This window comes from Streptomyces sp. NPDC107517 (genome assembly GCF_055582645.1).
This window is the reverse complement of sequence record NZ_JBVJPM010000028.1, coordinates 1-14,686: the sequence shown is the minus strand read 5'-3', so window position 1 is coordinate 14,686 and position 14,686 is coordinate 1. Positions and strand designations below refer to the sequence as shown.

Genomic DNA, 14,686 nt, shown 5'->3' with positions numbered 1-14,686 from the left:
GGGCTGAACCGGCCTCAGGAGTCGACCACGATACGGACCCGCGCGAGGTTGTCGAGCCGGGCGTACGGTGCGTCGCCGCCTTCCTCGGGGCGCCTGGATGACACCCGTACGGTGACGAAGTGTGTGCCGGGTTCCGTGACGGCGTGGCGGTGCTCCAGCGTCAGCTGTTCCGCACTCTGCACCAGCTCCGCCTGGCCGAAATCGCCGCTGCCGTCGAAGTCCCAGGCCAGTTCGGTGATCAGGCCCGCGCCGGGCGGCGTCTCGGCTTCCACACGCAGCAGCACCTCGGCGCCCGGCCGGACGTCGGCCCTCGCACCGCCGTCCGCGCTCAGCCGTACGACGGGCTGCACGCCGAGCCGATCCGTCGCCCCGGCCGGCACCTCGACCTGGCCGCCGCGCACCTCGTACGCCGTGGTGGCGGGGGGCACACGACCGTTCTCCACCCAGGCGGCGAGGTCGCGTAGCGCCCGATGGAGGACGCCGAGGTAGGAAACGGTGCGGGTGGGGTGTTCCTGGCGTTCCTCGTCGCCGTGCAGGGCGTTGTCGACGTACCAGAGGCGGAAGTGGTCGTCGGTGGCCACACCGAGATGCTCGCGGACACGTTCACGGAACCAGTCGCCCTGCCAGGGGAACGCCTCGCGGTCGAGCAGGCCGCAGACCACGATCACCTTCCCCGTGACACGCCCGGTCTGGATCGCTCCGGCCGCGGCCGCGCCGAAGAGCGGGCCGAGGAGCTGCGGGCGCTGCGGTGTCACCGGGTCGCCGTGGGCGTCGCGGAACCTGTCGTACGCGCCGTACGCGCGGCCCGGTACCTGGTGGCGGTGGAAGGTCTGCGCAGCGAGGAAGTTGCTGTTGTCGACACGGACCCGGTCGCCCGCGCGCAGGCCGTCGGGCAGCCCGCCCGCGTCCAGCTGGTCGAGCACGGCCAGGTCGCCGCGGACGTGGGCCAGCGCGTACCTGGTGCCCTCCAACTCACCATCTAGGACGCTAAGTTCGGCTCCATACGTGTCCGTGGGTACGGGCTGCGCTAGCCGGACGACGGCGCCGCCGAGCCCGGCGAAGGAGTTGTCGACGCCGCCGCGCGCGGTTTCCGTAGCGCTGTCACGAGTGAGTACGTCGGCCACCGTGGACTCGTGGCGAACCCGGTCGCGGTGGACGGATGCGTCCGCATCGGCGCCCAGGTAGCCGTCCTTCGTCCAGAAGTCCTCGAAGTAGCCGGGATCCATCGCCACCACACCCGGGTAGACGACTGAGAACGCCTGCGTGCCCATCGTACGGTGGCCGAACCACGCGCGCGGCGGGAAGCCGAGTCCGGTCGCCTCCTCCAGGGCCTCCCGCTCCTCCGCGTTCAGGATGGCGTACGGGTCGCCGCTACCGCCCGGTTCCAGGGCGTCGACGATGCCGTCGAGGCGGTCGCGCAACACGCGTTGGGCGTGCATGCGGACGCTGAACACGTTCGGGATGGCCATCGGGCTGCCGATGACGTACGGGACGAATCCGTCCCACACATCCCTGGTGTGCTCCGCCGCGGCGATCGTCCGGTAGCCGCCTCCGCTGCCGCCGTAGAGGTAGCCGTACGGGCGGTGGTCACGGCCGTAGACCTCGACGGCGAGGACGCGGGAGTGGCGGGCGGCGGCGGCGTTGGCACGGTAGGCGGCAACGGTCGGGTCCGCCTCGCTGCCGGGGCTGCCGTACGCCGGGCCGCCGCCGTTCGTCTCGACGAAGTACGCGCCGCTGGCGGCCGCGAAACCGATGCGGTCCTCGGCGCCCTGCGCACTCTGCGCGAGGTGCTCGCTCTGCGGTACGGGGGTCACGTGCTGGAAGAACCGGCCCTCGTAGCAGTCAGCAGGCGGGAAGTAGACGGAGAAGCGAGTGTCCGTGCCCTCGAAGCCGCCGTGCACATAGCGGTGGCGGACCGGGGTGTCACGCCACTCGTCGATGTCGACGTACGGCTTGTCGAACATCGGGTCGTGGTCGGACGCGTCGGGCATCGGATTCCTTCCGTTGTACATGTGCGTGTGCGGGGCTACAGGCCCACGGTGGGCGCGTCCAGCAACGCCCGTACCTGCATGAAGTTTTCGCCGGTCAGGCGGCGGATGCCGTCCGCGAGGAGCGGGCCGGTGTCCAGGTCGGGGCGGCTCAGCGCGAGCAGGGTCAGGCCCTCCCAGAGCGCGAGGATCTGTACGGCGGCCTCCTCGGGGTCCAGGCCCGGGTGGGCCAGGCCCGCCTCCTGCCGGCGCCTCACCATGCGCGTGTAGATCGCCGTCTGGCGCCGCGCGCGCTGCTCGTAGTAGTCGGCGGCCGGGTGGCCGGGGGTGGCTGCCTGCCCGCGCAGCAGTTGCATCAGGCGGGTCCGGGCGTCGGCCGCGGCTGCGCCGGAGCGCAGGGCGTCCAGGTCGAGCTCGATCTCGCTCGACTCGACATCGAATGCCTGCGCGTCGAGGTCGTCGGCGCGCTCGGCGGCGGCCACGAGGAGGTGGTCCTTGGTCGGGTAGTGGTACAGGACGGTCGGCTCGGCGGTGCCGCTGAGACGGGCCACGCGTGCGGTCGTGACGGCGGTGTGCCCTTCCTCGTCGATCAGCTCAAGGACGGCCTGGGCGATCTGTTCACGGCGCTTGCGGCCGCGGGCGTACGGGCCGCGCTTGCTCTGTTCGGGGACGCTGTCGTTCATCGCACCCCCCGCAGCACCGTGGTGCAGGCGACCGAGGCGAACGCGGCGAGCGCGGCCACCCAGAGGACCACTGTGTAGTCGGCTCCGCCGAGCGCGAGGAGCACTGTTCCCACGGCAGGCGCGAGGGTCTGTGGCAGCGTGGAAGCCAGTTGGATCAAGCCCATGTCCCGGCCCGTGGTCGACGATTCGGGCAGCACGTCGGAGGCGAGTGCACTGTCCACGCCGACGAAGGTGCCGAAGGCCAGCGACACGACGCCCCAGGCGAGCGAAAGCTGAGTGGCGCTGGTGACCTGGGACGTGAGCAGCAGCCCTAGCCCTGCGACGACACCACCGAAGTAGACGAAGGGACGCCGGCCGAAGCGGTCGGACAGCGGTCCCGAGATCACCAGGCCGAGGACCGTGAAGATGCCCGCGGCAGCGGTCACGGAGGCGACGGTCTCGGCGGCCTGGTGGACGTTCTGACCGAACCGGTCCTGCGCGAAGTACAGCATCCGTACCAGGAGCAACTGGTAGCTGAGCATCATCAGGAAGCGGCCGATCCACATCCAGCGGAAGTTGTGGGCGCGGAACGCCGTGAACATCGAACGCGGGGCGACGCCGCGCGAGCTGGTGTCCTCCTCGGGCGGACTCGACCGGTCGGGGGCGATGAGGGGGAAAAGCACGGCGCCGATCAGGACAAGGACGCCGAAGAAGGTGAATCCGGCGAGCGGGTGCGGCAGCAGGGCCGCGCCGAGGAACCCGGCCATGGCGGCGGCGACGGTAGTGGCGAGTCCGGTGACTCCGGAGAGCATGCCGCGTCGCTTCAGCGGCACCCGTTCCGGCAGGACGGACGCGGTGGGCAGGCTCATCGCCACGTATGACACCTGAATCACGGTCCACACCGCGGTGAGGGCGTATGGCCCTGGCGCCAGAGCCAGGAACGGCATCGCGACGCAGGCGCCTGCGCCGCCCGCGATCAGCCAGGGCGCGCGGCGCCCGAGGCGGTGCCGGGTGCGGTCCGAGGCCCGGCCGATGAGCGGGCCGAGGACCGCGCCCGCCACGGACGCCACGGTGGTGATCACTCCGAGCCAGCTCTCCTTACGGCCCTCGCCGACCATCATGACGATCTGCGCAGGCAGCATGACGGAGAGCACCGCGTTGAGCGCCACATACGCCGCGGTCTGGGTGACGGTGAGGGCCGCCCCTATACGAACAAGACCGACTCCAGATTGGGGCGATATGTTCGGTATTGGTGGTGCGAGTTGACGCATGTCGGGCTCCCTTGCCACACGCGACGGTTCAAGGATCCGCGGATCAGCGTGCGCGCCGCCGCCCGGCGAATGCCGAGTAGATCACCAGTTCAGTGCGGTAACAAGGGGTGCCGCCTGGCAATTGCGCAAGGATTTCCTGGCTCTTACTAAGAGACACTCAGGTTTGAGGCCGGCTCCTGGCCGGCTTTGCGACGCAGGCGTTTGATGGTTGCCTCGCTGTCCAGCAGCGCGGCGACTATGTCGCCGTGATCAGCGGAATCCTGGCGGCGGACCGTGACGAAGTCGCCCTCGCAGATCGCCGCTGCTTCGAAGGAGCTCACCCCTTCTCGGTGCCGTTGAGTTGGAAGTGCCAGATGACCACGATCGGGGAATCGTCCAAGGCCGCGGCCGACGCCTCCGAGCACCAGTGCAACAGGTCCCAGGACATGTAGGTCGGGAGTGGCTCCGGGGCGGTGAGGGGGTCGAGGGAGTGGCGTGGGCGGCGGGGTTCCTCGCAGTGCCGGACCTGGAAGCCCAGTGGGAGGGCTGCGGCGAGGTAGGCGCTGAGCGGGCGGTGGTATTCGGCGAGGAGGGTCGGGCGGCCGTCCGGGCCGGGACGGCGGGCCAGGGTCGGCCGCAGGTAAGACACCAGCAAGTGGGCATCTGAGATCACCAGGTTCCCGCCCGGGCGCAGAACACGAGCGAACTCGGCCAGCACGGCGTCCAGGTCGGGGACGTGAGTCAGGGCGAGCGCGCAGACGACGGTGTCGACCGCGTTGTCGGGAAGCGGCAACCGGTGCAACTCGGCCTCGTGAAAGTCGGCATCTGGCAGGCCCTTGCGGGCCTGGGCAAGCATTTCGGGCGAGGCGTCGACGCCAATCACATCGTGGCCGAGTTCATGCAGGTAGACGGTGTGGCGGCCGGTCCCGCAGGCCGCGTCCAACGCCGAGCCGACGGGCAGGCTGTCCAGGATGCGCCGGACAACGGGCTGCTCGACGTCGATCATCTGGTTGCCGGGTGCGTCATAGTGCGGCGCCCAATCCTGGTAGACGTCGGCCGCGCTGATCGTGCCCGGACTCGCCGTGACTCCCTCGGCATGCGCGAGGGCAGGCACATCCAGCAGGGCGCGGATCTCGGCGATCCGGGCCTCGACGAACGCCCGGTCGGCCCTCCCCTCGCTGATGCCGCGCAGCAAAGCAGCGCCCTCGATGCCCAGCAGATATCCCAAGGGGCTCAGATAGGTCATCCCACGGACGGTACGGACTCATGCTCCGACGGCTCCACCGCATTTCCGGCGCGCTTCGAGCGTCCGTCATCAGGGGACCAGATCACCTGGGACCACTGCCGGTCAGGGGATCGACCCGCATCATCGTGGCGGTGCAAGCCCGCCACACGGAGCCCGCGGAGCTGCCCAGCGCGTCGAATTCACCACTCTGCACGGGACGTTCCCGGTTTCGGCAGTGCACGCCTTTCGGAGAGTGACAGGACGGAGTCGAATTCGGGCCGCACGGTGACGCCTTGGCGACCGTGAGGCCGATACGCCTGTGACAGAACGAAGACGGCGCGGGCAACCACCTGTGACTCGGTGCGAGATACAAATATCTCCGACCGCATGCACCGCGCTCCACCTGGGGGATCACCGTGAAGTACACCCGCATCGCTGCTCTGGCTGCCGTCGGCGTCGCCGCGACCCTGTCGCTCACCGCTTGTGGCGGCGACGGCTCCGCGACAGGCTCGTCCGCCAAGGGCTCCTCGTCCTCGCCTTCTTCGTCTTCTTCATCCTCGGACGATGGCTCGAAGCCGGAGGACGGTGCGACGTCCGAGGACAGTTCGGGCTCCGGTGGTACGCAGGCCGGCAATGCGAACTCGGGCTCCGGGAAGGACGCCGAGACAGTGGCAACCGGGAACGGCGCGGCGAAGACCGGCGGCAAGGTGACGTTCTGCAAGACGGAGGACCTGGCCATCGACGCCACGGACGCCGCGCCCGACGCGAGCTCCGGCAGGATCAACATCACCATGATCAACCGGGGTTCGACCACCTGCTCGGCGACGGGCTTCGCGGGCGTCGACATCAAGGACGCCGACCACACCACAAGCCCGATCGAGCGCGGCCCCGCCCAGCCGCGTATCACCACCCTGAAGCCTGGCGACGCGGCTGTCTTCAATCTCGCGTACACCATCGACACCAGTGGCAACAGCCTCGCGTCCCCGACCAAGATCCTGGTGACGCCCCCGAACGAGACTCACACCGTGACCCTGAACTGGCCCGCGGGCGCGGGCGACATCAAGGGCGCCTACACCGACGTTCAGGTCTACCCCACCCACACAACCAAGTAGAGGCGGCGCGCGCGGCCGGACCCGATGGCCAACACCCGTATCCGGCTGGCGTGCACCTACTGAGCTTTTCGATGGGTTGTCGGGTGGGTTGGTCTGGTTGGTGTGAGGCTGAGTGTGGTGCTCTGGAGGCACCCGTCAATCAGGTGGGGCGGTGCTGGATTCTGCGCAGACGACGCCCGATGGCTCGGAAGCTTCTTGAACTCACCAGCCCTGTCGCGATGGTGGAGCTCTCCGAAGGCGCTGGGGACCTGAGGCAGCACTTCCTGCGCTCGCCCGAATCCGCCCGCCGGCTCCTCGAGCGTGCGGCGATACCGCGCGGAGCTCAGATCCTGGCGGTCGGCGGGCCTGGGCACGCTGTCCGCGACGATCGGCTCGACGCGCCACCACAGAGTTGCGCGGTGGCCACCCCATGACCAGGGGCTGGGGCTACGCGGAGATCGCTGTCACACCACTCGGCGGGACACCATCGCGGCCCGGTGGCCACGGGTTTCCCCTGGTCACCGGACCGGACTGAGCGGAATTCCCCACGGGGTTTTCAGGTGCCCCGCTCTCAGCTTCGAGGTCGACGCTGTGACAGCCGTGGAGGCCGTGGAAGCGAAGGTTGGAGCGGGCGGCCTTGCGGCCGCTCATGGAGGGTGCGGTTGTCGGCCGTCGGCTGGAGATGGCTCAGCGGCTGAGAGACTCACGGACGGTGCCGCCGGTCAGCGCACACCACGTGCTGAGGTCGACCTTGCCGTCGGGGTGGAGGCTGTGCAGGCGCTGCATGTCCTGGACCGCCTTCATGGTGTTGTGGTCATAGGTGCCGGTGATGCTGACGGTGTCGGCGTAGCCCTTGATGGTGAGCAGATACTGCACGGCCTCGACAGGCAGCCCGGAGGCATCCTTGTCCAGGGAGGGCGCGAGTGCTTCCCAGGTGGCCGTGTCGAATGTGGCGTCGGGGGTGACGGCGAGACCGTGGCTGGTCTGGAAGTCGGCGACGACGGTGTTCATCTCGGTGCTGAACACGCCGTCGATGGAAAGGTCGCTGTAGCCGGCGTTCACCAGCAGGTACTGGGCGACCTGTACCACCTGGCTGTTGACGAACCGCCAGATGTCCGGCCAGCGACGTGCCGGTGCCGCGGCCGGCGACACGCCCATGGAATGCAGTACCCCCTTGCGGATCTGGGGGAAGAGTCGGTAGAAGGCGATGCCGGGGCAGTCGGTGCCCAGGCGGAAGTCCCAGTGACCGAAGATGTCCCACGCGTTCAGGTGGAACTGCTGGCACACCGTGGTGCACAACTTCACCAGCGAGTGCAGCAGTGCCGCGGGCGGGGTCTCGGTTATGTATGTGCCCTCGTTCTCGATCCCGATGGCGTTGCCGTTCTCCCCGGGACAGTGGGCGGCCGTCACTTGGTGCTCGCCGGCGGCAAGGGTCTCCAGGCTGCGGTGGCGGCCCTCCAGGACGTAACCACCGCGGCTGACGGTGAAGTGCTGGCCGGTGTCCGCCCAGCCGTTCGTGTCCATGTGCAGGTCCTGGCAGTCACGCGCCAACTGCATGGCGTGCTCACGGGAGTAGTCCGTGACGTTGGGGAAATCCATGTGATGCAGGATGATCTTGTTGGTGGTGTTGCCGGTGATCTGGGTCGGGCTGGCCGGCGGCCGCGCACCCCAGGTGTCGCAGTCGATGATCCAGGGGAACTGTGGCAAGGGGGTCGCACCGGCAGCGGCGGGGAACGCCACCTCCGTGCCGACGACAGCGGCGACTGCCGTGCCGAGGCCGACCCGGAACAGGGTGCGGCGATCGACTTCGTGCTCGTGCATCACCATGGGGACTCCGAAGTAAGTGGAAAGACCAGGGTCGAGGGGGCGACCCGTCGGAGAATATGCGGCGAACGGCACTCCCACCAGGCGTAGTTCATGAGTTTCTCCGGCAACAGCCCTGTCGCCGCCGAGCTGATCCGGCGACTGCGCAGCCAAGCCCTCACTGGGCGGAGAACCGCAGGATTCCGACAGTGGACTAGACCATTTTGTGGTTGCCGCCAAAGCGTGAACGGGCCCATTATCGGCGGACCGTGATGGAGGATCAGGAGGCACACATGGAGAGAATCTCGCGTAGAACCTTCACCGCCGCGGCCGCGGGCACGCTCGCTGCCGTGACACTGCCGGCCAACGCACAGGCGGCGGACACACCGGCTGCGGGTGCCGGGACGGAGCACGCGTCGGTAGCCGGCGGCCACGGCGCCGGGCACAGGCAACTGCGTGGCATGTGGATTGCCACCGTGGCCAACACCGACTGGCCTTCGGCGCCGGGCCTTTCGCCCGAGGAGCAGCGGCAGGAGCTGTGCGACCTGCTGGACGTGGCGGTCGAACGGCGCCTGAACGCCGTGATGTTCCAGGTACGGCCGACCGCCGATGCCCTGTGGCCCTCGCCCTACGAGCCGTGGTCGAAGTACCTCACCGGCGTCCAGGGGCGCGACCCGGGCTGGGACCCGCTGGGGACGGCCGTGCACGAGGCGCACCGCCGCGGCCTGGAGCTGCACGCCTGGTTCAACCCCTACCGCGTCTCGCTCACGACCGATGTCACCGCGCTGACGCCCACTCACCCGGCCCGCCTCCACCCGGAGTGGATCGTGCCGTTCGGCGGCAAGCTCTACTACAACCCGGGCTTGCCCGAGGTGCGCCGCTTCGTCGAGGACGCCATGCTCGACGCGGTCCGCCGCTACCCGATCGACGCGGTCCACTGGGACGACTACTTCTACCCGTATCCCGTCGCCGGGCAGACGTTCCAGGACGACGACGCATACGCCCGCTACGGCACAGGCTTTCCCGACCGCGACGCCTGGCGCCGCAACAACACCGACCTGCTGGTGCGTGAGATGGCCGAGCGCATCAAGCGGATCCGGCCACAGACGCGGTTCGGCATCAGCCCGTTCGGCGTGTGGCGCAACGCGGGCACCGACCCGCTGGGCTCGGCAACCACTGCCGGCGTGCAGACCTACGACGATCTGCACGCCGACACCCGCAAGTGGGTTCAGGAGGAGTGGATCGACTACATCGTTCCGCAGGTGTACTGGAACATAGGGTTCGCCGCCGCCGACTACGGCGTGCTGGTGCCCTGGTGGTCCAACGTCGTCTCCGGCACCCGTGTCCAGCTCTACGTAGGCGAGGCGTTGTACAAGGTCGGTGTCGCCGGACAGCCCGCCGCGTGGCAGGACCAGGCCGAGCTCTCCCGTCACCTCGACTTCGACACGCACTACCCACAGGTGCGCGGCAACGTCTACTTCTCGGCCACGCAGGTCGCCGCTGATCCGCTCGGCGCGATGAGCCGGGTGGTCGCCGACCACTACCCGACTCGGGTGCGCACACCATGAGTTGAGCACCTGACGGACTGCACGAGGTGCGCCGACGTCACCCGGACCTTCCGGCCGATCAGCGCGGCCATCCTCGCCGCGGTCCACGCCCGGTCCCCCACCCAGCCGTGCGCCGTCGGCCCCTGCTCCAGCGCGGCGGACCAGATCTCCTCGTGATCGCGGCGCGCCCGACCGGTACGCGCAATCGCGGCAGCGCCGACGCACGGGACGGCGGGCCGGACCTCACCGCGGCTGCTGGGGGGCCGGCCGTTCCGGAGAGGGGTCAGTGCGGACTGGGGCGGAAGCGGCGTAGCCATTCCTCGGTGTGGGTGATGTGCGCCCCCGCGGCGAGCGCGGCGGCCATGGGGTCGCGTGCCGTGATCGCCGCCGCGATCGCCCGGTGGCCGGCGTCGCTGCCCCGGCGGACTTCCTCGATCGAGTAGATGTCGTAGTGACTGCCGCGTGAGCGGAACACATCGACCAGAGCGGCCAGCGACTCGTTCCCGCCCGCGTCGCAGATCCGCTGGTGGAAACGGGCGTCCAGGTGGCTCAGCGCGGTGTGGTCGGTCTCGCGCTCCATGGACGTGAGCAACTCGGACAGCTCGGTGTCGAGTTCGGCAGTGGCACGGGCTGCGGCCTGCCCGGCGGCGTGCGACTCCAGGACGCGGCGGATCTCGACGAGTTCGAGGAGGCCGTCCAGCGGGATCAGGTCCACGGTGGCCGAGAAGCCTCGCATCATCTCGGCCGGGCGCAATTGGGAGACATAGGTGCCGGATCCATGCCGGGCCTGGAGCACGCCGAGCGCCTCGAGTTCGCGGACAGCCTCGCGCAGCGAGCCGCGGGAGGCTCCGAGCTGATCGCAGAGCGCGGGCTCCGCGGGCAGCTTCTGACCGGGCGTGAGCTCGCCGGAGGCGATCAGAGCCCGGAGTTTGGCCACTACGTCCTGTTTGGCAGTCATCCGCTCCCCCGTTTCCCTGCGCCATGATCCTATCGCTCTCGAAGTCATCGTATGACTCTGTGCTCTACCCGTTCCATCGCGCCTATCCGTGCTGCTAGTTTCCCACTACCCCATGAACTCATCGGACAACTTTGAGGGAGCCTTGCTATGCCTCAGGCCGACCTCCGTCCCCTTGCACCGAATCCGGTGCTCCGGCCGGACGGCCTCCCCGCACGGGACGACTGGTCACTCGACCCAGCGGTGCGACACCTGAACCACGGATCCTTCGGCGCGGTGCCATCGGCGACCGGGGCGTTGCAGCAGACACTGCGCGATGAGGCCGAACACGATCCGGTCGCGTGGTTCCGCCACCTTCCGGCGCGCGTGGCACAGGCCCGGTGCGCCATCGCCGACTGGCTGCACGCACCCCGGGAGGCGACGGCGCTGGTCCCCAACGCGAGTGCGGGCGTCACGACCGTGCTCTCCTCCCTGCCGCTGCGCGCCGGTGAACGAATCGTGGTCACCGACCACGCCTACGGCGCCGTCGACATGGCGGTGCAGCGACATGCGGCACGGGCCGGCGCCCAGGTCGACACCGTGCACATCCCGCTGGCCGCGGACGCCGAGCAGAGCGCGGCGCTGATCCGCGCGGCGGTGGACGCACACGACCGAACAGCCCTCGTCGTGGTGGACCACATCACCTCCGCCACCGCCCGGCTGATGCCGGTTCAACAGATCGCCGAGGACTGCCGCGAGCGCGGCGTCGCGCTGCTGATCGACGGCGCACACGCACCAGGCATGCTCGCCGAGCCGCTGATCGGCCTTCAGGGCACGTACTGGGTCGGAAACCTGCACAAGTGGCCATGTGCCCCGCGCGGTACCGCAGCCGTGGTCGCCCAGCCGGCCGATCCTGCCGATCGGCAGCGGCTGTTCCCACCGATCGACTCCTGGGGCGCCCCGGACGACTATCCTCAGCGCTTCGACCAGCAAGGCACACTGGATCTGGCCGGCTGGCTGGCGACCCCCCATGCGCTGGACTTCATCGAGGACCGCTACGGCTGGGATGCCGCCCGGACACATATGTCCACTCTGGCCGACTACGCCCAGCAGTACGTCGCCGAGCGCTGGGGTGTCCGCCTCGACGGGCTTCCCCCTGAACCAGCTCCCGCCATGCGGCTGGTCCCCCTCCCCGACGGCATCGCCGCCGACCAGGCCGCCGCGCACGCCCTGCAGCACACCATCGCCGACCGGCACGCCTGCGCCACGTCCGTCACCACCTGGCGCGGCCGCGGGTTCCTGCGCCTGTCGGCCCACCTGTACAACACGCCCGCCGACTACCAGGACTTCGCCGACCGCTTCGACGTGCTCCACCCCTGACGCCCGCCGACCGTGCACCACTTCACCCCCCACAGGGACGCCATGACGCGCAGAAAGACGATCGAAGCCACCATCGCCGAAGCCGGCACCGACACCACCCGGCTCACCCGCGCACTCGGACCGCTCCAGATGACGCTCATGGGTATCGGCGTCACCGTGGGAGCCGGAATCTTCGTCCTCACCGGCACCGCCGCAGCCCGGTTCGCCGGGCCGGGCATCGTGCTGTCCTACGTCCTCGGCGCCGTGACCACCTTTCTGGTCGCGCTGTGCTACACCGAGTTCGCCAGTACGGTCCCGGTCGCGGGCAGCGCCTACACCTATGCCTACGTCTCGCTCGGCGAACTCGTCGCCTGGATCATCGGCTGGGACCTGATCCTGGACATGACCATGGGCGCCGGAGCGGTGGCCACCGGCTGGTCCCAGTACTTCACCGACTTCCTGGGCACCTTCGGAGTGCACCTGCCATCGGCCATCGCCGGGCCGACCGCGGCCGTGAACGTTCCCGCAGTGGTCGTCATACTCGTCCTCACCGCGATCCTGTCCTCGGGTATCCGCACCACCGCGCGGATCAACATGGCCATGACCCTTGTGAAACTGGCCGCCGTGGCCCTGTTCCTGGTCATCGGAGTGCAGCACCTGCATGCCGCGAACTGGTCACCGTTCATTCCGGAAGCCAAGTCCGCCGCCGCGAGCGGAGGATTCTGGCAGGAGCCGATCCTGAGCAAGCTGGGCCTGGGGCTGAACGCCACCTTCGGTGCCGCGGGTGTGCTCACGGGCGGGGCCATCATCTTCGGCGCCTACTCCGGCTTCGACATCATGGCGTCCGGCGCGGAAGAGGCCCGCGACCCACGCCGCACCATGCCCCGCGCGCTGAGCGCCACGGTCGCCGTGTGCGCCCTGCTCTACGTGGCAGTCGCCCTGGTCGTCACGGGGATGGAGCACTACACCAAGCTCGACAACGCCGCACCCATCACCGGTGCGCTGCAGGCCGTGGGCGCCCAGTGGGCGACCCGGATCATCGGGCTGGGTGCGATCTGCGGACTGACCACCGTCATCATGATCATGATGCTGGGGCAGTCCCGGGTCTTCCTGGCCATGAGCCGCGACCGACTGCTTCCGGAATGGTTCGCGCACGTGCACCCGATCACCCGCAGCCCTCGCCGGATCGTCTGGCCCCTCGGTATCGCGGTGGCGCTCATGACCGCGCTGCTGCCCATCAACGACCTCGCCGAACTGGGCAACATCGGGATGCTCTTCTCTTTCATCATCGTCTGCCTCGGCGTCCTGCGGCTCCGACGCACCCAGCCCTCCTTGCCCCGAGGCTTCCGCACCCCCTGGGTACCACTCGTCCCCATCCTGGGCACCGTTCTGTGTGTGGTGCTGATCCTCAGCCTTCCGACCATCACCTGGGCCCGGTTCCTGGCCTGGATGGCCGCCGGTCTGGCCATCTACTTCCTGTGGGGTCGCCACAACAGCCGATTCGCCACCGCCAGGAAACCGTCGGCATCAGATGTGGACGCGGAACTCAGTCCGGACCCGTCGGGCCGCGTGTGAGCCCTGGAACATTGCGCCAGCCGAAGGTCCCGGGTCCGTGCCGGTCAGTAAAACGGGTGTCGCCGGTCCTGGCATGAGGGAGAGGCGAGGGGCACTGCGCACTTCGGGCGCTGCGAAGCGGCCGAAGTGCGCAGTGCCCCTCCCCCGTACTCGGGCCGCTCCAAGTCCTGCGACCCCTTCAACGCCCCCGTCGCCGTTCGGCCGAGCCGGAGCCGAACCGGTAAGGGGGTCTCGGGCAATCCGCGAGCCCACATAGCAACCACCGGAGAGCGCTGAAGCCGAGGCCTCGGCGCCGTGAAGACAATTTGTCGCCGAGCTCGACGAACGCGGACGCGACTTCCTCAGCGGCGCCCGAAGAAGTGGCGGACGATCGGCTCCAGGTAGCCCGAGTGTGGACGGCCCAGACCAGCCAGTTCCTCCGGTGAGCGCACCAGGGCGATGTCGTCCAGTGCCGATCCGCCGATGAACGACTATTGTTAAAGGATGGGTAAAAAAGAGCACGAGGCCGGACAGCAAGGCTCACTGCAATGCCCGGTCTGCAAAAACCGCGTGGACAGAATCATCAAAGGACGGCACAAGTCGCTCGGGATCTACGTACCGGTATGGGGCCCGGGTCCCTGCGAAAACCCGGACTGCCCCGGGCATGAGCAGGCCCCTGAGCACACCAGGACTCGGAACCACTCGTAGAGGGCGCACAGCTCCACCCAGACACGCCCGTCTCGCCCCTCCGGCCGGCCGACCCCAAAAGGCCGCGCGGCGGCGACCCCCAGCCGCAGTCTCAAGCCGCAGGGAACCGTGCCCACAGCGGAGTCAAGGGGAGTTGGAGTCTCGGAGCGTCAGCAGGATCGTCGGCCCCACGCCATGGGCCCGACGGAGACACGCAACATTCGTTCCATCTGAGGCGCACTACCCTGCTGCAGGTCAGGCCGTTTGTTCAGTCACCAGTTCGCCAACCGCGTCTGGGCCGGACACGCCACCGTTCACGCGTTACTGGAAGCCGGCCACAGCCGCCGATCCATCGGCCGCCAACTACACATCACGCGCCTTTGATCTGCCCCACCAGCCCCAGCACCCATCCCGTTCGCCGGTCACGTCCGCTGGAGTGGTGTATCGACGGCCACTCGGTGATCTCGTTTTGAGGCTATGCGGTGAGTTCCGTGGGCAGGTCGGTCTCGTCGGTTTCTGACTCGATCGGGTGGAGGCGGGTCTTGGCGAGTAGGTCGAGTCCCATGTAGCGGCGGGCTTCGGTCCA

10 protein-coding genes and 1 pseudogene are annotated in these 14,686 nt (G+C 68.9%); 4 read left to right on the top strand and 7 right to left on the bottom strand.

Annotated elements, in window-relative coordinates; all coding sequences use genetic code 11:
* Positions 1–14: 14 nt before the first annotated feature.
* The 5 genes and pseudogenes from ACZ67T_RS38090 to ACZ67T_RS38070 all read right to left on the bottom strand — a co-directional run bounded on the left by ACZ67T_RS38090 (position 15) and on the right by ACZ67T_RS38070 (position 5,146).
* On the bottom strand, positions 15–1,991 hold the full coding sequence (locus tag ACZ67T_RS38090; RefSeq protein WP_469990535.1) for a Tat pathway signal sequence domain protein: 1,977 nt from the start codon (positions 1,989–1,991) through the stop codon (positions 15–17).
* Between the two features lie 35 nt (positions 1,992–2,026).
* Complete coding sequence (locus ACZ67T_RS38085) at positions 2,027–2,671, bottom strand: TetR/AcrR family transcriptional regulator (protein WP_469990533.1); 645 nt, start codon at positions 2,669–2,671, stop codon at positions 2,027–2,029.
* Positions 2,668–3,921, bottom strand: a complete 1,254-nt coding sequence (locus tag ACZ67T_RS38080; RefSeq protein WP_469990531.1) for an MFS transporter — start codon at positions 3,919–3,921, stop codon at positions 2,668–2,670. The genes ACZ67T_RS38085 and ACZ67T_RS38080 overlap by 4 nt, the downstream gene beginning before the upstream one ends.
* Positions 3,922–4,100: 179 nt before the next feature.
* Positions 4,101–4,223: pseudogene (locus ACZ67T_RS38075) on the bottom strand (LexA family protein); the annotation flags it as partial.
* Between the two features lie 14 nt (positions 4,224–4,237).
* Positions 4,238–5,146: a class I SAM-dependent methyltransferase gene (locus tag ACZ67T_RS38070; RefSeq protein ID WP_469990530.1), complete on the bottom strand. Its 909-nt coding sequence runs from the start codon at positions 5,144–5,146 to the stop codon at positions 4,238–4,240.
* A gap of 395 nt (positions 5,147–5,541) precedes the next feature.
* Between ACZ67T_RS38070 and ACZ67T_RS38065 the strand changes: the two genes are divergently transcribed.
* Entirely contained in the window at positions 5,542–6,237 is a 696-nt protein-coding gene (locus tag ACZ67T_RS38065) for a DUF4232 domain-containing protein (protein WP_469990528.1), read from the top strand.
* A 666-nt stretch (positions 6,238–6,903) separates the two neighbouring features.
* On the opposite strand, the gene ACZ67T_RS38060 is transcribed toward ACZ67T_RS38065, so the two are convergent.
* Entirely contained in the window at positions 6,904–8,037 is a 1,134-nt protein-coding gene (locus ACZ67T_RS38060) for a peptidoglycan recognition protein family protein (protein WP_469990526.1), read from the bottom strand.
* Positions 8,038–8,312: 275 nt separating this feature from the next.
* On the opposite strand from ACZ67T_RS38060, the gene ACZ67T_RS38055 reads away from it, so the two are divergent.
* Complete coding sequence (locus ACZ67T_RS38055) at positions 8,313–9,587, top strand: glycoside hydrolase family 10-like protein (RefSeq protein ID WP_469990524.1); 1,275 nt, start codon at positions 8,313–8,315, stop codon at positions 9,585–9,587.
* A gap of 262 nt (positions 9,588–9,849) precedes the next feature.
* On the opposite strand, the gene ACZ67T_RS38050 is transcribed toward ACZ67T_RS38055, so the two are convergent.
* The gene (locus ACZ67T_RS38050; RefSeq protein ID WP_469990522.1) at positions 9,850–10,524 is read right to left on the bottom strand and encodes a FadR/GntR family transcriptional regulator; all 675 of its coding nucleotides are present in this window, start codon (positions 10,522–10,524) and stop codon (positions 9,850–9,852) included.
* 147 nt (positions 10,525–10,671) lie between these two features.
* Here ACZ67T_RS38050 and ACZ67T_RS38045 point away from each other — a divergent pair, with 147 nt between their 5' ends.
* Together ACZ67T_RS38045 and ACZ67T_RS38040 are read left to right on the top strand one after the other, a co-directional pair.
* Positions 10,672–11,880 (top strand): aminotransferase class V-fold PLP-dependent enzyme, encoded by a 1,209-nt coding sequence (locus tag ACZ67T_RS38045; protein WP_469990520.1) that lies wholly within the window; start codon positions 10,672–10,674, stop codon positions 11,878–11,880.
* 42 nt (positions 11,881–11,922) lie between these two features.
* On the top strand, positions 11,923–13,434 hold the full coding sequence (locus ACZ67T_RS38040) for an amino acid permease (RefSeq protein WP_469990519.1): 1,512 nt from the start codon (positions 11,923–11,925) through the stop codon (positions 13,432–13,434).
* Positions 13,435–14,686: the final 1,252 nt, after the last annotated feature.